16 protein-coding genes are annotated in these 19,260 nt (G+C 67.1%); 8 read left to right on the plus strand and 8 right to left on the minus strand.

Annotated features, from left to right (window positions below; genetic code table 11):
• The first annotated feature begins 6 nt into the window (after positions 1–6).
• Both ACOQFL_RS19515 and ACOQFL_RS19520 read left to right on the plus strand, forming a co-directional pair.
• The gene (locus tag ACOQFL_RS19515; RefSeq protein ID WP_435545639.1) at positions 7–1,998 is read left to right on the plus strand and encodes an IucA/IucC family protein; all 1,992 of its coding nucleotides are present in this window, start codon (positions 7–9) and stop codon (positions 1,996–1,998) included.
• Complete coding sequence (locus ACOQFL_RS19520) at positions 1,995–4,049, plus strand: IucA/IucC family protein (RefSeq protein ID WP_435545640.1); 2,055 nt, start codon at positions 1,995–1,997, stop codon at positions 4,047–4,049. The genes ACOQFL_RS19515 and ACOQFL_RS19520 overlap by 4 nt, the downstream gene beginning before the upstream one ends.
• 127 nt (positions 4,050–4,176) lie before the next feature.
• Here the strand turns inward: ACOQFL_RS19520 and ACOQFL_RS19525 are convergent, their stop codons facing one another.
• A complete protein-coding gene (locus tag ACOQFL_RS19525) occupies positions 4,177–5,628 on the minus strand; it encodes a hypothetical protein (protein ID WP_435545641.1) in 1,452 nt (483 codons plus the stop codon).
• A gap of 602 nt (positions 5,629–6,230) precedes the next feature.
• Complete coding sequence (locus ACOQFL_RS19530) at positions 6,231–6,896, minus strand: TetR/AcrR family transcriptional regulator (protein WP_435545642.1); 666 nt, start codon at positions 6,894–6,896, stop codon at positions 6,231–6,233.
• Positions 6,897–7,359: 463 nt separating this feature from the next.
• On the opposite strand from ACOQFL_RS19530, the gene ACOQFL_RS19535 reads away from it, so the two are divergent.
• The 4 genes from ACOQFL_RS19535 to ACOQFL_RS19550 are packed head-to-tail and all read left to right on the plus strand — an operon-like array spanning position 7,360 to position 11,070.
• On the plus strand, positions 7,360–7,980 hold the full coding sequence (locus ACOQFL_RS19535; protein WP_435545643.1) for a TetR/AcrR family transcriptional regulator: 621 nt from the start codon (positions 7,360–7,362) through the stop codon (positions 7,978–7,980).
• 57 nt (positions 7,981–8,037) lie between these two features.
• Complete coding sequence (locus ACOQFL_RS19540; RefSeq protein ID WP_435545644.1) at positions 8,038–8,985, plus strand: ATP-binding cassette domain-containing protein; 948 nt, start codon at positions 8,038–8,040, stop codon at positions 8,983–8,985.
• Positions 8,986–9,001: 16 nt separating this feature from the next.
• Positions 9,002–9,838 carry an ABC transporter permease gene (locus tag ACOQFL_RS19545; RefSeq protein ID WP_435545645.1) on the plus strand — a complete coding sequence of 279 codons (837 nt, stop codon included), beginning with the start codon at positions 9,002–9,004 and terminating at the stop codon, positions 9,836–9,838.
• Positions 9,835–11,070: a macrolide family glycosyltransferase gene (locus ACOQFL_RS19550; protein WP_435545646.1), complete on the plus strand. Its 1,236-nt coding sequence runs from the start codon at positions 9,835–9,837 to the stop codon at positions 11,068–11,070. Before ACOQFL_RS19545 ends, ACOQFL_RS19550 begins: the two co-directional genes overlap by 4 nt.
• Positions 11,071–11,380: 310 nt before the next feature.
• Here ACOQFL_RS19550 and ACOQFL_RS19555 read toward each other — a convergent pair whose 3' ends face one another.
• The 5 genes from ACOQFL_RS19555 to ACOQFL_RS19575 form a co-directional block, all read right to left on the minus strand.
• Positions 11,381–12,544, minus strand: a complete 1,164-nt coding sequence (locus ACOQFL_RS19555; RefSeq protein ID WP_435545647.1) for a beta-1,3-glucanase family protein — start codon at positions 12,542–12,544, stop codon at positions 11,381–11,383.
• A gap of 395 nt (positions 12,545–12,939) precedes the next feature.
• The gene (locus ACOQFL_RS19560; protein ID WP_435545648.1) at positions 12,940–14,457 is read right to left on the minus strand and encodes an acyl-CoA synthetase; all 1,518 of its coding nucleotides are present in this window, start codon (positions 14,455–14,457) and stop codon (positions 12,940–12,942) included.
• A gap of 86 nt (positions 14,458–14,543) precedes the next feature.
• Positions 14,544–15,395, minus strand: coding sequence for a p-hydroxycinnamoyl CoA hydratase/lyase (locus ACOQFL_RS19565; protein ID WP_435545649.1), 852 nt, complete (start codon positions 15,393–15,395; stop codon positions 14,544–14,546).
• A 180-nt stretch (positions 15,396–15,575) separates the two neighbouring features.
• On the minus strand, positions 15,576–16,001 hold the full coding sequence (locus ACOQFL_RS19570) for a MarR family winged helix-turn-helix transcriptional regulator (protein WP_435545722.1): 426 nt from the start codon (positions 15,999–16,001) through the stop codon (positions 15,576–15,578).
• A 182-nt stretch (positions 16,002–16,183) separates the two neighbouring features.
• On the minus strand, positions 16,184–16,648 hold the full coding sequence (locus ACOQFL_RS19575) for a PPOX class F420-dependent oxidoreductase (protein WP_435545650.1): 465 nt from the start codon (positions 16,646–16,648) through the stop codon (positions 16,184–16,186).
• 363 nt (positions 16,649–17,011) lie between these two features.
• Here ACOQFL_RS19575 and ACOQFL_RS19580 point away from each other — a divergent pair, with 363 nt between their 5' ends.
• Both ACOQFL_RS19580 and ACOQFL_RS19585 read left to right on the plus strand, forming a co-directional pair.
• Complete coding sequence (locus tag ACOQFL_RS19580) at positions 17,012–17,446, plus strand: VOC family protein (protein ID WP_435545651.1); 435 nt, start codon at positions 17,012–17,014, stop codon at positions 17,444–17,446.
• 515 nt (positions 17,447–17,961) lie between these two features.
• On the plus strand, positions 17,962–18,162 hold the full coding sequence (locus ACOQFL_RS19585) for a hypothetical protein (RefSeq protein ID WP_435545652.1): 201 nt from the start codon (positions 17,962–17,964) through the stop codon (positions 18,160–18,162).
• Between the two features lie 329 nt (positions 18,163–18,491).
• Here ACOQFL_RS19585 and ACOQFL_RS19590 read toward each other — a convergent pair whose 3' ends face one another.
• Entirely contained in the window at positions 18,492–19,154 is a 663-nt protein-coding gene (locus tag ACOQFL_RS19590; protein ID WP_435545653.1) for a polysaccharide deacetylase family protein, read from the minus strand.
• Positions 19,155–19,260 lie beyond the last annotated feature (106 nt).

Raw genomic sequence — 19,260 nt, forward strand, 5'->3', positions numbered from 1 at the left:
GAGGGAGTGAGCGCAGATCGTGCGGAGGTGGTGACGTCCGCCTCGGATGCGGCGCCTCGGGACGGCGCCGAGGTCCGGAACGACATCTCCCTGCCCGCCACCGACTATCGTGCTCCGGGAGTCGTTTCCGCCCGACCGGTCGTGCTGGCCCGGCTGGTCTCGGCGCTCGTTCGGGAAGAGCTGCTCGATCCCGAACGCGCCGCCCGGTGCGGCGTCCGTATCCCACTGGGCCGGGTGACCGCCACGGGCAGACTCGCTCCCACCGGGCCGATCACGATCTCGGAGGGCGCCGCCGAGCCACGTACGGTGCACGACCCCGCCGAACTGCTCGACACGCTGCTGCGGCTGGAGCTGCTCGCGGGAGATCCGGACGCGTGGCAGCGGCTTCGCTCCGATGTGGCGGAGAGCGTGGCGGGGCTGGCGCGTGCGCTGCGTGCCGAACGGGCGCGTGCCCGCGAGCTCCGCGATTCGACGTCCGTGGTGGACATCCGACTTCGACCGTTCACCGCGCTCGTCGACGCGCTGCGCACGCGCCACGGCTCCGACGATTCACTGCTGAGCGCCTTCGAGCAGTGGGTGATCGACGGGCACCCAATGCAGCCCGTGGCCAAGGTCAGGATCGGTCTCGGTGCGGCCGACGAGCGCCGGTACGCCCCCGAGTTCGGGGGCGGGTTCGACATGCGGTTGGTGGCCGTGGCCCGGCACGCGGTCTCCGGCGCCGACCACACCGGCGAGCTCGACGGGGCCGGGGCGATGTGGCGCGAGCTGCACACCGCCTTTCCGCGAGCGACCGAGGCAGCCGAGTCGGAGCTGCTCGGCCGGGGACTTTCCCCGATGTCGTACACGTTGATCCCGGTACACCCGCACCAGCTGCGATTCGCGATTCCGCACCTGCACGGGAGTTCCCTCGCCACCGGAACCGCTGTGGCGCTCCACACCACCCTCCCGGCACGCCCGCTGATGTCGCTGCGCACGCTGGAGGTGCGGGAACCGGGCCGCCCGCCGGGGTTGCAGGTCAAAACCGCCGTCGAGATACGGCTGACCGGCGCGGTGCGCGGGGTCTCCCCCGGGGCGGTACACAACGGCCCCGAACTGTCCGCGCTGTTCGACCGTATCGTGACGCGAGACCCCGAGCTGTCGCCTGTGGACGAGCAGGGCCGACCGCGTTTCGCGGTTTGCCGGGAGCTCGCCGCCGCCGGACACCGGCCCACCGACTCGACCGGGGACATGGAACGCGACAGAGCACGTGCCCGTTCACTGGCGGCGGTGCTGCGCGAGCACCCGGGTGCGTCGATGGCCTCCGGTGAGGTGGCACTGCCGGTGGCGGCTCTGCTCGCCCGTTCCCCGCTGACCGGCAACAACGTTCTCGCCGACGTGCTGACCGAACTGAACCCCGGACTACGGGACGGCCGGGTTGGCGGAGGGGAGTCCGCGCTCGACACCGCGCGCCGCTGGCTGCGGCTGCACCTGGGACTGGGGATGTTCCCGTTGCTCGCGCTGCTGGTGCGTTACGGCATCGCACTGGAACCGCATCCGCAGAACACCGTGCTGGTGCTGCGCGACGGCCTGCCGCACCGGCTTTTCGTGCGGGACATCGGCGGGGTTCGAGTGCTCTCCGAGCGGCTGCGACGACATGGTCACGAGTTCGATCCGCACCGGGGTTCCGCGCTGACGGGGACCGATGCCGCGGCGTTGCGCGACAAGCTGTACTTCCCGCTGTTCGGCAATCAGCTCGGCGAGCTCGTGGCCGCCGCTGCCGCCGCCACCGGCTGTTCGGAACAACCGCTGTGGCGAGTGGTGCGGCAGAGCGCCGCGGGCGTTTTCGACCGGTTGCGCACCACGGCTGCCGACGGGGACGAGGCCGCGGCCTGCGAATCCGACGCCGAGGCGTTGCTGAACCGGCCGTGGCGGCTCAAGACGATGCTGGGGATGCGCCTGGCCGGGCTGGTCACCGAGCAGCGCTACGTTTCCGCTCCGAACCCGCTGGCAGCGACATGACCAGCGGGGTCGCGTCCACCGGTGAGTCCTCCGTCCCGGGGGATCCGGGCTCGTTGGACGTCGAGGAGCGAGCGGTGCTGCGCGAACTGCGTGCCGAGGACGCAGAGTTGGCCGAGGACTGGTTGGCGGAACTGCCTCTCGCGCGGCGGGACACCGCCCACCACGCGCTTGCCGCCCTGTTGCGGGAACGACTGCTGCCCGGCGCCGGGGAGGTTCTCCGAGCGCCGCTTTCCGGAAACGACGATGCTTCGAATGTGTCGATGGCACACCGCCTGGGGTTGTCCGGCGGTGCTGTCGGGGCGCTGCGAATCCGCTGGTGGTCCCGCGAGGGCGAGCTGGTGCTGGTGCGGCTGAACGGCGGCACGCTCGTCACGGTGTGCTCGGCGGGTTCACCGTTCGGGTTGTCTCGGGTACACGGGCCGGTGCTGTTCGACGACGGTGCCGCGGTCGTCGAACTGGAACGGCCGGGACAGCTGATCGAGGTACTGCGGCCCGGGACCGAGGCCGACGGCTGGAGCAGGCTACGGCACGAACTCGCCGACTCCGCCCGCAATCTGGCGCTGTCCCGCGCGACGGTGCGGCGCAGGTCGACGAGTGTGGCTCTTCGGGCGGCCGGTCTCGGCACCAACGGTCTGCTGTCCACGCTGGCGTTCCGGCGCTCGGCGGGCGAGGTCACGCTCGAACTGGACGCGCTGACCGTTGAGGGGCACAACACGCATCCCTGCGGCAAGGTGCGGGACGGTTTCTCCGTCGCCGATTCCACGCGTTACACCGCCGAATCCGGGCGGGTGGTCGAGCTGCGCTTCGCGGCGGTGTGGCGCGGTCTCGTGATGTCCACAAGGGATGAATCCGGACGTTCGGTCGGTGAGTTGCTCGCCGAGCACTTTCCGGTGTTGGCGGCCGGAACGCACCGGGAATTGCTCCAACGGGGTGTTGATCCTTCGGATTACCCGCTGATTCCGCTGCATCCCTGGCAGGCGCGCAACGTCGTGCCGCGCGAGTACTCCGCCGAGCTCGCCTCGGGCGCGCTGCTGCTGCTCGACGAGCCGCGGCTGCCGTGCAGACCCACCCTCTCGGTGCGAACCCTGGTGACCGATCGTCCCGGCAGGCACGGACAACGGCTGACCGTCAAAACGGCGCTGGACGTGCTGTTGACCTCGGCCAGGCGCACCATCGCGCCGGAGAGCACCCGGGACGGGCCCGTGGTCGGCACGTTGTTGCGGAAACTGTTCGCCGAGGATCGGGTGCTGGCGAGTGGTGCGGGGATCGTCCCCGACCTCGCGGGGGTTGCCTTCGAACAGCCGGAAGGCGAGCCGGCCTCGCCCGGACGCAGGCGTGGCCTGTCCGCGTTGCTGCGCCAGGACCCCGCGGACTCGCTCCACGAGGGTGAACAGGCCGTTACCGCCGCGTCCCTACTCGCATTCTCCCCGGTCTCGGGGGAGCCGTTGCTGGTGGAGCTGGTGGACAAGATGGCGTCGCGCGGCCGCGTCACCCGCGCCGAAGCGAGCCGGTGGTTCCTGCGGGAGTACGCGGAATCGCTGCTTGCCGCCACATTGCCGCTGCTGTCGTGCTACGGCATCGCCGTGGAGGCACATCTGCAGAACACCCTGGTCGTGGTGCGGCCCTACCGACCGGTCCGGTTGCTGCTGCGCGATTTCGCCGGGGTGCGGGTGCATCCGGGCCGACTGCGTGCGGCGGGATACGAGGTGCCCACGACGCGGCCGGGAGTCACGAGTACCGAGGATACGGCGGTGCTGCGCGCCAAGATGTGCCACGCCACGTTGCAGGCGAACCTGGCCGAGGTGGTGTTGCTGCTCCAGCGTTCGTGCGCCTTGTCGGGAGCGGTGGCGTGGCGGATCGTGCGCGAGGCGGTCTCGGCGGTGGCCGCACGTGTCGGACAGCGGGGTGGCGCCGCGATCTCCGAGGATCTCGCGGCGCTGTTCGCACCGGAGCTGCCGCAGAAGGCGCTGGCCACGATGCGGCTGCGCCCCGAGGAGGGGGATATTCACCTGCCGCAGCCCAACCCACTGTCCGGCCCGCCGTCCGAGTGAAACTCCGTTCCTGCGGACGATCTCACTGATGCTTTCCCGCCGTGTTGCCGAGCGGGATCGGTCTTTTCGGTTCCGAGAACGCCGAAAGCCACGCCACCAGCCCGACAACCCGAGCGGAAAACTTCGATCAGCGGTCCACCTTTTCGAGCACGAGGTGCGCGGGCTCGGTCCACGGCGAGTCGATGTTCCAGGCCGGATCGGGTCCGCGTCCCATTACCCTGGTCAGGACGTAGTCCACCTCTCGCGGCTCCACGGGAGTGAAGTTCCGGTAATTCGCACGGAGCAGGGTGCCGGTAACCGGTCCGGCGTCCGCGATGCGCTTGTTGATGTCGGGGGTCAGGATGCCGCGGTCGGACAGCCCGTCCACTATGGAGCATTCGCAGAAGTAGGCGAGGGTTCCGATCTCGCCGGGACTGCGTACCGTGGCGTCGCCGATCCGCTGCTCCAGCAGATTCCCGATCCTGGCGTAGTCGGCCGGGGTCGCCCAGTTGGTGGTGATCGTGGCGCGCTGCCAGGGCATTCCGGTTTCCATCGCGACCCTGGCCTGGTTGGCGAACATCGCGGTTCCCAAGGCCACCGCAATTGTGGCTGCCAGCATCGGAATTCGCCGGCGGTTTCGGGCGGCCACCGCCGTGACGGCTCCGATCACGCCCGCCAGGAAGACCGTGAGCCCGAGCATGCTCGGAACGTAGTACCAGTGGTACGGCGGCACCCCGAGCGTGGTGTAGGCGTAGAAGTGCGCGACCCCGCCCACTCCCATGAGCGCCCAGGGGTGCAGCCGCTGCGCCGCGGTGTTGCGCAGCGATCGTGTCACCAGCCACACCGGCAGCGCGAGCAGCCCGAGTGCCACCGTGCTCAGCGCCGCGATGGTCGCGGCGGGATACACCTCGTAGTACAGCCGCAAGCCGTTGCCGAAGTTCCAACTGCCCCATGCTTCTTGCATCTGCTTGAGTACCAGCGTGTCGGGCACGGCCGAGCCGAACGCGAGCCAGCTGAAGGCGAACCACGGCAGTGAGACGAGGCAGGCAGGCACCAACCAACGCCAGAATTTCTGCCACAGCGCGGGGCGGCCCAACAGCAGCACCACGACGAAGATTCCCAGATCCAGCCTGGTCAACGCGAGCAGTCCGGCGGCCACGCCGAACAACACCCGGTTGTGAGTGGTGGCCCCCAGCAGCAACAACCCCAGCAGTGCGGAGGCCAGGGTCATCTCCAACCCGACCGATGAGAGCAGGAACGGGTTGGTCAGCACCAGCAGTGTGCCGAGGATCACGGTCAGGTGCGAAAAACCACTGTGCCGTGCGGAGCGGTGTAGCGCCACGGCCAGCGTGGCATTGGCGAGGACGAACAACACGCCCAGCGCCAGCACGGGCTGCCGTAACAGGAAGGTCAGTGCCGCCAGCGCCAGCACGTTCAGCGGCGAGGTGGCGGTGTTGGAGAATTCCTGTTGGATCATCCCCCAGTGGCCGTGAAAGGCCACATTACGTGCGAAGTCGAGGGTGATGTAGGCGTCGTCCGTGAGGCCGCCTCGCACGAGCATGAACACGAGTCCGGCGAGCAGTGCGGCACCACCGGCCACCCACGCGGTTTCCCGTTTTCCCGATTGGTTCGGTATCGCGCCACTGGAAAATAACTGAGAAGATTCCTCGTCCCGCGTCGCTTCGGTGACCGCCACTGTTACCCCTCTCACCGCAAGAACAGTGTGAGTAATCGCTTTTGATTCCGTCTCGGGTTTCAGGGCTTATAATATAGAACTTGCTCAGGTGCTCGGTCGCCGCCCGTGTGAGTCGGCGACTGCCGTGAGTTGCCTGCTACTTACTGTGGCCACGCCTCGATTGAACTGCGATTTCTCGCGCTTCCTGCTTCACGCGCCGGCCTGCCCAAGGCACTTGTTCCGAACGAACTTCTGTTGGCGGTTCTCGGTGTCGCATCGCGGATCGTTACCGTCATCGGCCAGTGTCAAGCACCATAGCGCGTGTCGCTCCAACACGCTCGATCGTTTTTCGGAGAGTATCGTAAGTCGATCTTTTCTCGCGCCAGGCAACCACAGGGGTGCGGAAACGCCGTGTGTTACCGAAGGCAGTAACGGTACGGAACGCCTTCCAGTGGTCGGTAGGGCTCGGCGTGGTTACCGGGAGTGTGTAGGTCGATACATGGCGTTCGTAGGGCTCGCGGCCCACGTCAGCCGAGCTCGTCCGGCCGCATTCCCGCGCGCAGCAGTTCGAAGGTCTCGTCGAGGTAGTGCCGCAGGCTCTCGCCGGATTCGGAGTCCTGCCAGCTCTGCACCGAGACGCGGAGCGTGGTGATCGTCGTGGCGGACAGCAGCCGCACGTACACGTCCTCGGTGGCCCTGCCGAGTCGCACGGCGAAGCCTTCGGCCAGCGAGGCCTCCAAGGTGCGGAACGAGGTCACGATCTTTTCGATCAGTTCAGGGTGGTTACGGAGCACGATGGCCTGATCACGCCAGGTGGGGCCGCTCATCGCCGTGCCGATGGCCTCGCCGAGCACCACTCGAGCCACTTCGAGCGGTTCCTCCTCGGCAGGGCGTTCCAGGACGCGTCTCGTGGTGTTGTCGATGGTGTCGCGGTCCCACGGGACGAGAACTTCCTCCTTGGAAGTGAAGTAGTTGAAAAACGTTCGTGGGGAGACGTCGGCGTTGGCGCAGATGTCCTCCACCGTGACCGAACCGGTGCCGTGCTCGCGGAACAGTCGGACCGCCGCCTGCTGCAGGGCCTGCCGGGTGGCGCGTTTCTTGCGCTCGCGCAGCCCGCCCGAGCCGACTTCGCCGGACTCGGAAGCCGGAGCGGTTCCAGCTGTGCTGGGCGCGGTGTGCGCTGACCTGGCCATGTGCCCTCTCCCTGGCTGCTGCGATGCCGCCGCTGCTGAGCTGGGGTTTCATCGTAGTGGGGTCGCCAGTGCTCGGACAAACCGGGCGAGTGGGGTAGATCACCATCAATATGCGTAGATGCATTTTTGCAGTCCGTGCATTAAACAGTTAACCTGGCGTACGGATCCGGGAGCAGTCCGGCGAGTGGGTGGGCGAGTCTCTGCCGAGGAGTACGGGCACGAGGGCGAGAGCGGTGTCACTGTCGCCTCGGTCTTGGGTCTGCCGAGTCCGCACGCCACCGCACCCTCGCCGGTCCGGTGGCCGACGGTTCCGGGGGCTGCCGTGTCGGGTGCCAGTGTCACCGTGACGGATGGACGTGGTGTCCAGAGATCACCAGGACGCTGACCTTCCCGAGGGGAGTTCGGCCGCGGACACCCGATCACACCGGTTGCTGAGTGAGTACTCACTCAGTATGGTGGGGGTGTGAGCACACCGGAGTCCCGCCGCCGTGCTCCGGCGATGAGTTCGGAACAGCGGCGAACCGAAATCGTTCGAGCCACGTTGCCCCTACTCGCAGAGCAGGGCGCGAATGTGACGACTCGGGCCATCGCCCAAGCGGCGGATGTGGCGGAGGGGACGGTTTTCCGGGTCTTCACGGACAAGGGCGAGTTGCTTCGTGCCTGTCTCGCGGAGGCGTTCCGCACCGACGAGGTGTGTGCTCGGATAAGGGAGATATCAACGGCCCAGTCCATCGACGCCAGACTGGTCGAAGGGGCGGCCCTGGTGCTCGACCACTTCGACAGACTGGGTGAACTGAAGCGCAATCTGGCCGCTTCCGACTACGACCTGCACCAACGTGAGACCCACGACGCGAAACAGGCCGCGCGGCACGAGCCGCCACGTTTCGTGCTCGAACTGACCGATGCGTTCGCCGCACTGATAGCCCCCGACGAGCAACGGCTGCGGGTCCCCGTCGAAGAAGTCGCGGCCATGTTGCTCGGTCTGTTGCTGAGCGCCCGGTTCGACGGCAACTCCGACGACCAGGCGCGCGCCAAACTGGCCCCGCGCATCGATGTGCTGCTGCGCGGGGCGCTGGCGGCCTAGCAACCCCGAGTGCTCGCACCTCGACATCGACCGGCCCGAACCGGTGAGAGGGAAACAATGGCAAGACCGCCCATCGAGGTCGAAAACGTAACCAAGGACTTCGGAAAGTTCAAGGCTCTCGACGATGTGAGCCTGCGAGTCCCCCAGGGCAACGTCTTGGGGCTGCTGGGGCACAACGGCGCGGGCAAGACCACGCTGGTCAACATCCTCAGCACACTGTCACCACCGACCGCCGGAACGGCACGCGTCGCGGGTTACGACGTCGTGCGGCAGAGCAGGCAGGTCTGTGCCCGCATCGGGTTGACCGGCCAGTTCGCCGCCGTCGACGAACAATTGTCCGGATTGGACAATCTGGTGCTGATCGCCAGGCTGCTGGGGGCCACCAAGCGTGCTGCCAAACAGCGGGCGGAAGAGCTGCTGACCCTGTTCGAACTGACCGAGGCGGCGAAGCGGCCCGCCCGGACGTACTCCGGCGGTATGCGGCGCAGGCTGGACTTGGCGGCCGGCCTCGTCGGTCATCCGGACGTGATCTTCCTCGACGAGCCGACCACCGGGCTGGACCCGACCAGCCGGATGGGGCTGTGGCGGATCGTGGAGAACCTGGTCGACGACGGCACCACGGTGCTGCTGACCACGCAGTACCTCGACGAGGCGGACCGGCTCGCCGACTCCATCACCGTGCTCTCCAGCGGCAAGGTGGTCGCTTCCGGAACCGCCGAGGAACTGAAGGCCGAGGTGGGGCAGCGGACCGCCACCGCCACGCTCGCCGACGCCGCCGATGCCGCCCGCGCCCTCGAAGCGCTCGGCCGTGCCGGGCTCAGCCCGGTGCACGACGAACAGCGCAACGCCATCACCACCCCGGTCAACGCCTCGCACGAACTCGCGGTCGTGGTCCGCGCGCTGGACGAGGCCGGAATCGAGGTCAGCGGCCTGGGCCTCGGCGAGCCGACGCTGGACGACGTCTACCTGACCCTTGCCCACCACGCCGCCGAACCGGCTGCCTGAGCGACGGGAAGTCCAGATGACCACTATACTCACCGCTCCGCGAACCGGAGAACAACAGTCCGTGCCGGACCGCACCAACTGGCACGGTGCCGGGGTGTGGACCCAGATCGTGGTTCTGACCGGCAGATCCTTACGTGCGGTGCTGAAAGATCCCCGAATAGTCATCTTCAGCCTGCTACAACCACTGATCATGCTGACCCTGTTCAGCCAGGTCTTCGGCAAGGCGTTGATGTCGAGCATCCAAACCGGTAGCTACATCAACTACCTGATGCCCGCCATCCTGGTCACCACCGGTATCGGCGCCTCGTTGCAGTCCGGTGTGGGGCTGATCACCGACATGAAGAACGGTGTGCTCGGCCGATTCCGCTCACTACCCATCCGGATGGGCTCGGTACTGCTGGCACGCAGCCTCGCCGACCTGTTCCGGACAGCGGTGCAGCTGGTGATCCTGCTGGGGGCCGCCGCCGTACTGTTCGGTTTCTCCCCGAAAGGGGGATTCCTCGGCACCTTCAGCGCGTGGCTGCTCGCGCTGCTGGTCAGCTGGTCGTTGACCTGGGTCTTCCTCGCGATCGCCTCCTGGGTCCGCAAGGAGGAGGTCATGCAGAGCGTCGGCTTCCTGGCCATGTTCCCGCTGATGTTCGCCTCCAGTGCGTTCGTCCCGCTAAAAGCGCTGCCCGACTGGCTGAGCATCGTCGCACGCATCAACCCACTGACCTACGCGGTCGACGCCTCCCGGGACCTCTCGCTGGCCATGCCGGTGGGAACCGGCGTGTTCTCCGCGGTGGGCACCAGCGCGGTGCTGCTGGTCGTCGGTGCCTTCTTCGCGGTGAAGGGATTCCGCCGCCCCCTGTGACACTCCGAACGACGCGCGACGAGGCGAGCAGGCACTTCGCGTTCGTCGGGCTCCCCGCGGCCGGGCACGTCAATCCCACGCTCGCGCTGGTGGAGGAGCTGGTCGCACGTGGCCACCGGGTCAGCTATGTGACCGGCCCCGAAGCAGTACCCGCCGTTCGAGCGGCGGGTGCCGAGCCCGTCCCCGTTTCGCTGCGGATACCCGACCCGCCGCCGACCGACGCCTCGACAGCGCCGGTGGCGGCGGTGTCGCGAATGGAGCGCTTCCTCGCCGACGTGCGGCAGAGCTTCCCGGAGATGCTGGAGCGGTTCGACGGGGACGTTCCCGACGTGGTGTGCTCCGACGCCGCCACTTCGATCGGACGTATGCTCGCCGAGAAGCTCCGGATCGTCCACACCACCCTGCTGCCCGGTTTCGCGAGCAACGATCGGTTCTCGCTGCGCGATCTGTTCACCGAGCAACTGCCCAGCGCGTTCGATCCGAACAACCCCGTGCTGCGCGACTTCGGGCAACGCATGCGGGCGTTCGCCGAGCGCTACGGTGTGAGCTTCGATTTCCACTCGATGATGTCCGACGCCGGCGATCCGTTGAACCTCGTGTTCCTCCCGAAGGAGTTCCAGATCGAGGCGGACGGCTTCGACGAGCGGTTCGTCTTCCTCGGCCCCATGATCGGCTCCCGGGCGGCCGGCGAGCGGTGGCGGCCCACCGATCCGGACAAGCCCCTGCTGTTCGTCTCGCCGGGGACCCTCCGCCACGAGCGCGTGGGTTTCTACCGCAGATGCGTCGAGGCGTTCGGGGACGGTGCCTGGCAGGTGGCGATGGCCATCGGCGATCGCGTCGATCCGGCCGAACTGGGAGAAGTGCCCGACAATTTCGAGGTGCGGCCCTGGTTTCCGCAGCCCGCGGTGCTGCGTGCGGCCACCGCGTTTCTGACGCACGCCGGGATGAACTCCACTATGGAGGCGCTGTACTACGGAGTCCCCATGGTGACCGTCCCGCGAATGCTGGAGCAGGAACTCAACGCCGACCGCGTGACGCGACTGGACGCGGGCCGTCGGCTCGATCCGCACGCCTCGACCGGGCTGCTCCGCGAAACGGTCGACGAGGTCGCCGGGGACGAGAGCGTGTTGGCGGGAGTGCGGGAATTGCGTGACCTGGTGCGCGGTTACGGGGGCGCCGCGGCCGGAGCCGACGCGTTGCGGGACCTGCTCGCGGAACGGGACTCCGGTTGATTGAAGTTTTCCGGTCGGGTTGGTGGGTCGCTCGCTCGGCGGAACCTCTCGCACGGCTCTCGCTGCGGGGCCGGCGACATCGAGTAGGTACTACGCCACGTCTCCGGCGTCCTCGCGAGAGCCGCACGGGAGAACCCGCGGGTTGTCGCGTTGGTGAGGTGGCTTCCGACTAGTCGGAACAGCAGAAAACCCTTTCCTGTCGACAACACGACAGGAAGGCAGCAGTGAGACCGGAACTCGACCACCCGCCCGGAAGCGGTTGCCCCGAGCGGGTGGTCGATCCGTGTTCACGGTTGTCGGAAGGGCTGCCTCACATCGGGGTGAGCGTCAGCGTCGCCGAACTCGCCTGCGTGTCCTGGATGTAGGACGCGTATCCGGCCACGTCGTCGAACGCGAAGCCGTAGGCCTTTCCGTCGACCGTGTTGGCGTGCATCGCCTTGGCGTAGTGGTTCGTCACCGAGTGGTTGTAGAAGCTCTCGGCGTTGATGGCGGGCTGCGAGGTGACGCTGTGCAGGTTGGACCGGTTGAGCCCGGCGGCCAGAATGGCCGCCACCGGCCCTCTGGGGGCCGAGCCCGCGAACAGCGTACCGTTGCAGAACAGCACGTCACGGGTGCTGGGCCGGTCGAACGCCCCGACACCACCGTCGAAGACGAACTGGTCACCGGATACCGAGCCACGGTAGACACCGGTGCCGATATCCACGGTCATCGTGCTCGAACGGTACTTCTCCCACACCTGATCGATGTAGGAGTCGAAGTAGGTGCTGGAGAAGTTGCCCAGGTCCAGTCCGTGACCCGGTGCCACGATCCGGTAGTCACCCTGCCGCAGGTTCTCGAAACCGGGGGTGGAGCTGACGCTGGAGAAGATCCGGTCGCGGCCACCCGCTTCGAGCGTCCCGGTGGTCTGGTCCGAGGCTCCCAGCAGGCGGATGGAGGAGGGCACGCTGAACATGTCCACCATCGTGGTGTTGCAGTACATGCCGGTGTCGTTGAGCGTGAACTCGAAGACGTCGTGCAGCACCGTGTTGCTGGGGTCACTGGGCACCCAGCCTGCCGGGTACTGCAGTGCCGGTTGACCGGTGCCGCTCTCGACCACCTTGAATTTGAGCTCGCCGCCCAGGGCGAAGTAGATGCGTCCCGACATGGCGGGCAGGCTGAGGTGTGTGTCGCCGCTGTTGTTCAGCGGGATTCCGTAGTGGGCGTAACCGTCCGAACCGTTGTCCGAGAACGAGATCGGTACCCGCCTGCCGTCCGGAGTGACCCGAACCTGCTGGCCCGAGTGGTCGACCCCGACGATGTAGAGCGAGATCGAGGTGTTCGCGAAGTTGCCGGTGTGGTTGGCGATCGTCAGCGGCAGCGGCACGGCCGCGGCGGTGGTTCGTGGCCGTGCCGCCGCGGTGGCGCCGCTGGCCAGTACCGGGGTCGCCAGCGCCGCAGTGGAAAGTCCCCCCAGGAATGTTCTCCTGCTGAACAAGGTGCCTCCTTTGGTCGGGCCGCGGTAACGGCCCTCATGCGGTCCAGACCAGTGTGCTGCCCCCGGAACCGATCCAGCATTACGTCGATTCGGCGCTTTCGATGGCACGTCCGGCAGAGCCGAAAAGTGCCACCGGCCTGTCCCGAACGGGCCAGCGACCTCTCTCGGCTGCTGCTTTCCCCGAAAGTAACGCAGTATTGGGGTCGGATCTCCCGTTGCCGGATCAGCGCTTACCGGTTTACCGGAGTACCTCGGCGAGCCGACGCCTCACCGTGGAGGGGACCGTCCGGACAAGGTTCTCATCGAGCGCCTTCGCTGCCGGCGGGAATTCGTCGTCGTAATCCCTCCGCTCGACGAGCTCGCGCATCGCTCCCGGTGGATGCTCCGGCTGATTCTCAGGTGTGCTGTCGCCGAATCGCGCTCTTGTCCACCTTTCCGGTGGCCCCGCGCGGCAGCTCGTCCGCGAGGTCGATGCTCTTGGGAACCTTGTACCTGCCGAGGCGTTCGCCGACGAAGTCGGCGAGTTCGGCGAGGTCGAGCTCGCCTTCGGAGCGTGCGACGACGACCGCCTTGCCCACCTCACCCCACGTGTTGTCGGGCACGCCGATCACCGTCGCCTCCGCGACGGCCGGGTGCTCGTGCAGCACGGCCTCAACCTCGGCGGGATACACGTTCTCCCCACCCGAGATGAACATGTCCTTGATCCGGTCCACGATGCGGTGAAAACCGTCCTCGTCCACGGTGGCCACGTCGCCGGAGCGGAACCAGCCGTCCTCGGTGAAGGCGTTCCCGGTCTCCTCCGGCCGTTGCCAGTAACCGTCCACAACGTTGGGGCCCGACACGAGAACCTCCCCGGGTTCCCCGGGGTCCGGAACCGTTCCGTCCGGCCTTTCGAGACGTACGTCGCTGAAGAACGCCGGTTTGCCCGCGTACCCGATCCTGGCCGGGCTGTCGGCGGCGCTCAACAGCAGCACCCCTGGGGAAGCCTCGGTCATGCCGTAGCCCTGCATGAGGCTCAGTCCCCGTTCGTCGTAACGTCGTATGAGCTCCTCCGGGACGGGTGCTCCGCCGCACAGCAGGAAGCGCAGGCTGGACAGGTCTGCTCCGGGCCAGCGTGGGGAGCGGCTCAACGCTTCGAACATGGTCGGCACACCGAACGTCAGTGTGATCCTCCGCTGTTCGATCAGGTCGAAGGTGGTCCCCACGTCGAACTCCTCCTCCAGCACGACCGTTCCGCCCTTGAGCAGTGTGGGCAGACAGGTCATCCCCAGCGTCGCGCTGTGGAACAGCGGAGCGTTGAGCAGGGTGACCTCGGTGCTGGTGAGGTCGACGTCGACCACGACGTTGAGCGCGTTCCAGACGGCGTTGCCGTGGCTCATCCGAGCACCTTTGGGGCGTCCGGTGGTGCCGGAGGTGTAGAGGACGAGTGCCGTTTCGTCGGAGCCGACCGACTCGTCGCGGATATCTGCCGGTGAGACTCCGATGAGTGCCTCGAACCCTTCGTGGCTCGTCTCGTCCGCTGTCACGGCGATCAGCCGTAGGTGGGGCAGGCACTCCCGCAGCGCGTGGGCGGTGTCGGCGTGTCGCTGGTCGTGCACGAGCACCTCGGTGCCGGAGTCCCGCAGGGTCAATTCCAGTTCGGCTTCGGCCAGCCTGGTGTTCAGCGGCACGAAGACGGCGCCCAGCGTCCCCGCGGCGAACAGTGTCTCCAGGAACGCCGGGTGGTTCGGTCCGAGGTAGGCGATCCGGTCGCCCTTGCCCAGCCCCCGCTCGTGCAGCCCGTTGGCCAGGGCTTGCACTCGAGCGCACAACTCGCGGTAGGTGCGGGTGCGTCCCCGGTGGATCGTGGCCACGTTGTCCGGCGTGCTGCGGGCGCGTCTGACCGGCCAGGAGCCCAGCCCCTGATTGCGCATGCGTTCTCACCTCTCCCGAGCTGGGGCAGTGCACGATCCGGCCGGAGCCGACCGGTGAACTCCGGTAAGCTCCGGTGGGCTCTTCGTCATGCCTCGGGCTCGTAGGAACCGAGGCCCGGCCGGTAGGTCTTCTCGTCCAGGAACTGCCTGAGCCCCTGCTGCTTGCCCTGCTCGGGGTCGTGCCCGGTCGTGGCGTCGAGCTTGGCGTAGAGGTAGTCCTCCGCCTGGTCCCACGAGAGTTGCTGCACCTTCTTGAAACCGACCTTCGCGGCCCGCAGCACGTGGGTGTTCATCCCCGCGAGCTTGCCGGCCACCTCCACTGTGCGGGCCCGCAGCCGTTCGGCGGGAACCGCTTCGTTGATCAGGCGCATTCGCTCCGCCCGACGGCCGTCGAAGGTTTCGCCGGTCATGATGAACCACAGCGCGTCCCTGGCGGGAACGGTCTCGGCCAGTGCGCGGGAGACCAGTCCGCCGGGCGGGATCCCCCAGTTGACCTCGGAAAGGCCGAACGTCGCGTCCTCCGATGCGATCGCCAGGTCACAGCAGACCAGCGGGGTGAACGCGCCACCGAAGCACCACCCGTTGACCATCGCTATGGTCGGTTTGGCGAAGTGGATGAGGCGTCGCCACTGCCATTCGGCGCTCTCGCGGCGGGCCCGGTTCTCCACGTGCGGCGGAGCTTCCGCCACATCCCGGAAGTACTCCTTGAGGTCCATGCCGGCCGACCAGGCCTGACCGTTTCCGGTCAGCACCACCACGCGTACCCGCTCGTCGGCTTCGAGCTGTTCCAACGCCCGGATCATCTCGCGGTTGAGCGTCGGGTTCATCGCGTTGCGTTTCTCGGGCCGGTCGAATGAGAGCCAGCCGATCCCGGAGTCGTCGATCTCGACCCCGACGGTTTCGTACCGGTTAGCGGCGGATCCGTTCGTGGTGGACAAGCGATCGCTCCTCGTGCGAGTGACGGTCGGGGTCCGCTCACAGGTGGTGAGCTCCGGTCCCTACCGAAACAACAGCAAATTAATCAGGTACCCTGATAATGCACAAGAAGAGCGGACGTCGCAATACTCCAATCGAGCCGCTTGGTCGATCCGGGTGTGGACCGGCCTCGGACGGTGGGATCAGGAGTCCGAACCGGAGGGTTGTCCGGTATCGGTCCTGTGCCGCACCAAAGGGGTCAGCGCCGAGTAGCTTCTGCCCAGGCACTCCCGGAAAACCAGGCGCTCCCCGGGATTCATCGAGTCGAGCACCCGCCGTTCCAGCGAGTCGATCATGGGAGCGCAGGTGGTCACCAGTTCCCGGCCCCGCGGGGTCAGGTTGATCAGCAGGGCGCGGCGGTTGGTCTCGTCACGCCTGCGTTGCACCAGTTCACGCCGCTCCAGCCACTGCACCATCTCGTGCATGGTTTGCGGAGTGACGAAGGAGCGCCGTGCCAGTTGCGCGGAGGAGAGCTCGCCGCGCCGTTCCAACACGGTCAGCGCGGTGTACTGCAGCGTGGTCAGGCCGTGGGGGCGCAACGCGTCGTCCATCAGCGCGCGGACGACCATCTCCAGCTGCTTGACCAGGTAAAGCGTCAGCGGCGCGTCGGCGTCGGACGAGTCCGCTCCGCCCGCGTCCTCGGCATAGTCGGTCACGCGGCCATCCTGTCACCCCGGTGCGGGTATCCGCTCCTGCCTCGTTCGGAGGACCGCCTCCTGTCTTGCTCATCCAAAATCAGGAATGCTGATATTCAGGAATCCGCGAGGTGTGGTGGGAAACCACCGGTGGCGATCGGGCCCCAGTCCTCGATCTCGATGCGGAGCAGTGACTTGTGCTGCCGGGCCATGGCTTCGCGGTACTCGTCCCAGTCGGGGTGCTCGCCCGAGACGCAGCGGAAGTAGTCGACGAGTCCGTCCAGCGCATCGGGCATGTCCAGTACCTGTGCGCGGCCGTCGACCTGCACGTACGGTCCGTCCCAGTCGTCGGAGAGGACGCAGATCGACACTCGCGGATCGCGCCGCGCGTTCCTGGCTTTCGCCCGATCCGGGTAAGTGGAGACCACTATCCGGCCATGCGGGTCCACTCCGCAGGTGACCGGGGACATCTGTGGACGACCTCCGGAGCGGGTGGTCGACAGCAGGCCGCGATGACGTGGGCGGAGGAATTCGAGCAGCGCTTCCCGCTCGACGCGCTCAGCCGTGGCGATGCGTGGCATGAGTCCAGCATCTCACGCTGTTGTCTTATACCGGACTGTCCTTTCCGGACTGTTCAGGGCTCGGTTGGTCGCCGGTGGGCGCGCTGGACTCCGAGGAATCCGACAAGATCGAATTCACGCGGCGGGTCGGGTGCGAAAAGCACCTGGTGAACACCTGCCTCGGTGCCGCGGTTGTTCGGGAGTGTGAGGACAGTGTCGCGACAGCTCGCGTGCGGTAACGACACTCGTACCACACGGCGAGCTCCGACCGGCAGGTCCGCGAGTCCAAGCACCTCAGACCTCGCGGGAGCGGAAAAGTACTGCATCTTCCGCTGTCGCTCTTCCGCTGCCGCTGCGATCAGCACTCTCCACTATGCTCGACCGATGACATCGGTCAAGCAGTTCCAAGTCACCTTCGACTGCGCGGAACCCGAGCGCGTCGCTCGTTTCTGGTGCGAGGTGTTGGGGTACGTTGTGCCACCCCCGCCCGAGGGGTTCGGCACCTGGGACGATTTCAACCGTTCGCTGCCGCCTGAGCAGCAGGGATCCGCGTTCGCCTGCGTTGATCCCTCCGGTGTGGGGCCGCGGCTGTTCTTCCAGCGAGTTCCCGAAGGCAAGGTTGCCAAGAACCGGGTGCATCTTGATGTGCGGGTCGGCACCGGGCTGGTCGGTGAGGAGCGCCTCGCCACACTCGAGACCGAGTGCGCACGACTGGTCGCGCTCGGCGCGACACGCGTGCGACTGCTGCCTGCCGATGAAGAGAACGAGTCGTGCATCGTCATGCAGGACCTCGAGGGCAACGAGTTCTGTCTCGACTGAGTGGGCGCCTTCGCGGGCCGCACGATCGCCCGATCGGGATTTCGGTCGCCCGGTGGAATGCGCTCGCAATGGCGAGTTGATTCACTCGCCGGTGACGGATCGCGCTTGTTTTCGTTCCGGGAGTTGCTGTTCGTGCTGATGCTTCTCGGGGCTTTCGCGCATGAGGTGACCGGCGACGTGTTGCGGAATGGCTGTGTGGAGCGTGAAAAGAGGATGTGGCTCCCTGCTGAGCCCGCGAGTTCAGCGCCGAGCTGTCCCGCCAGCGTGGCGAGCGCGAACGCAACATTGAGTTGACGCGCGAGGCGTTCCAGGATCTCGCCGATCTCGGCCCGTTCGACGTCCCTCGCGGATCGCCTAGGAGGAGCGCAGTCACGGTGAGGCCCGTCGTGGGGGGAATCTCGCCTGGCTGCGCTACGCCGTCGAGCCCGACACCGACGTGGCCGGGCTGGCGGACCGCATGGCCGAGCACACCCGGAGCGAGCAGTGGCGGGCGGCGGACAGCGCGAGGGCGGATCATGCGTAGCCACGTCCACATGGCGGGTCGGGAGGTCTACCGCGGTGCGCAGGAGCTGCCGGAACTCCAGGCGATCGAGTCCGCGATGAACCTGTCCAGTGAACAACGTCTCGACCTCTGGGTCGAGCCACGCGGCGGGATGTCGTGGCGGTCGGGCGCATCCCGGACGGCGAAGCCCCGGTGCCGGTGGCGTTGTCGCTGATCAACCTTGGCAGCGAACAGGCCGTGGTCGAGTTCCTGCCACGCCGGAGTCGAACCGGTGCGGGTGGCCCGGTGCCAGTGCGCCTTGTGAGACGTGATGATCGACCCGTCGTGTGGTTCTCGACGGGTGTTACTTGCGTTGCGCAGCTTTGACCTGCGACCCGCGTTCGACTTTCCCGGGCTCGGTCTTCAGCGCTGCGGTGATCGCGTCGTGGGTTTGCGGACACAGTTCCCGGATCTCGTCGTCGCGCTAACGCGCGAACCCGCGGATCTCGTCGGCGAGCTGCGAGGCAACCGAATACGGACGCCGGAGCTGGCGTTCGCCAGTTCTCAACACCCCGGCACGGGACGGAACTCGTAGCCCTTGGCGCGCAACTCGGGCAGGGCGGTGCGTAGTGCCTGGATGGTTTTCTCGCGGTTGCCTCCGCCGTCGTGCAGTAGCACCACGGCGCGTGGGTAGGCCGCCTCCACCAAGCGGTCGGCGAGCACCTCGGCATCCGGGCGCTTCCAGTCCTTCGGGTCGACGTTCCACAGTACCGACCGCAGGTCGTGCTCGGCGATCGCATCCTGGACGGCATCGTTGGTGGCGCCGTACGGGGGACGTATGCAGTCGCTGTCCGAGCCGACAGCACGCACCTCGTTCACGGAGCGCCCTAGCTGGCTGTCCAGCTCCGCGGGGCTGAGCTTGGTGAGGTTTCGGTGGTTCCAGGTGTGCATCGCCACGACGTGGCCCTCGCCCAGCATGCGCTGAGCGAGCTCGTGATTTTCGGCCAGGTTCTTGCCGAGTGTGAAGAACGTCGCCCGGACGTCATTGCCGTTCAGCACGCTCAGGATCTCGTCGGTGGCGTTCGACGGCCCGTCATCGAAGGTCAGGTACAGCGGTTTGGTATCGCTGCCTGCTTGGGTGGGCACGGCACAGCCGGCGAGCACAATGGCGCACAGGAGCGGGATCAGTCCGGTAACGACACGGCGCCACGACGTGGTCTTGGTCATGGAACCGAAGGTCCGTTACGAGCTTGGCGATCCGGTCGTCGTTATGTCTCGATCGTGTCGTAAACAGGCCCCGCTCCCGCAAGAACGGTTCGTTTTCCCTGAAAAT

This window comes from Actinopolyspora sabaoui (assembly GCF_051225635.1).
GTDB lineage: Bacteria > Actinomycetota > Actinomycetes > Mycobacteriales > Pseudonocardiaceae > Actinopolyspora.

What these genes read in the sequence shown, in the direction of transcription:
- ACOQFL_RS19540 (WP_435545644.1), top strand. Translation starts at nt 8,038, where the DNA reads ATGGCAAGACCGCCCATCGAGGTCGAAAACGTAACCAAGGACTTCGGA.
- ACOQFL_RS19545 (WP_435545645.1), top strand. Translation starts at nt 9,002, where the DNA reads ATGACCACTATACTCACCGCTCCGCGAACCGGAGAACAACAGTCCGTG.
- ACOQFL_RS19590 (WP_435545653.1), bottom strand. Translation starts at nt 19,154, where the DNA reads ATGACCAAGACCACGTCGTGGCGCCGTGTCGTTACCGGACTGATCCCG.
- ACOQFL_RS19580 (WP_435545651.1), top strand. Translation starts at nt 17,012, where the DNA reads ATGACATCGGTCAAGCAGTTCCAAGTCACCTTCGACTGCGCGGAACCC.
- ACOQFL_RS19560 (WP_435545648.1), bottom strand. Translation starts at nt 14,457, where the DNA reads ATGCGCAATCAGGGGCTGGGCTCCTGGCCGGTCAGACGCGCCCGCAGC.
- ACOQFL_RS19585 (WP_435545652.1), top strand. Translation starts at nt 17,962, where the DNA reads ATGCGTAGCCACGTCCACATGGCGGGTCGGGAGGTCTACCGCGGTGCG.
- ACOQFL_RS19530 (WP_435545642.1), bottom strand. Translation starts at nt 6,896, where the DNA reads ATGGCCAGGTCAGCGCACACCGCGCCCAGCACAGCTGGAACCGCTCCG.
- ACOQFL_RS19570 (WP_435545722.1), bottom strand. Translation starts at nt 16,001, where the DNA reads ATGGTCGTCCGCGCGCTGATGGACGACGCGTTGCGCCCCCACGGCCTG.
- ACOQFL_RS19520 (WP_435545640.1), top strand. Translation starts at nt 1,995, where the DNA reads ATGACCAGCGGGGTCGCGTCCACCGGTGAGTCCTCCGTCCCGGGGGAT.
- ACOQFL_RS19575 (WP_435545650.1), bottom strand. Translation starts at nt 16,648, where the DNA reads ATGCCACGCATCGCCACGGCTGAGCGCGTCGAGCGGGAAGCGCTGCTC.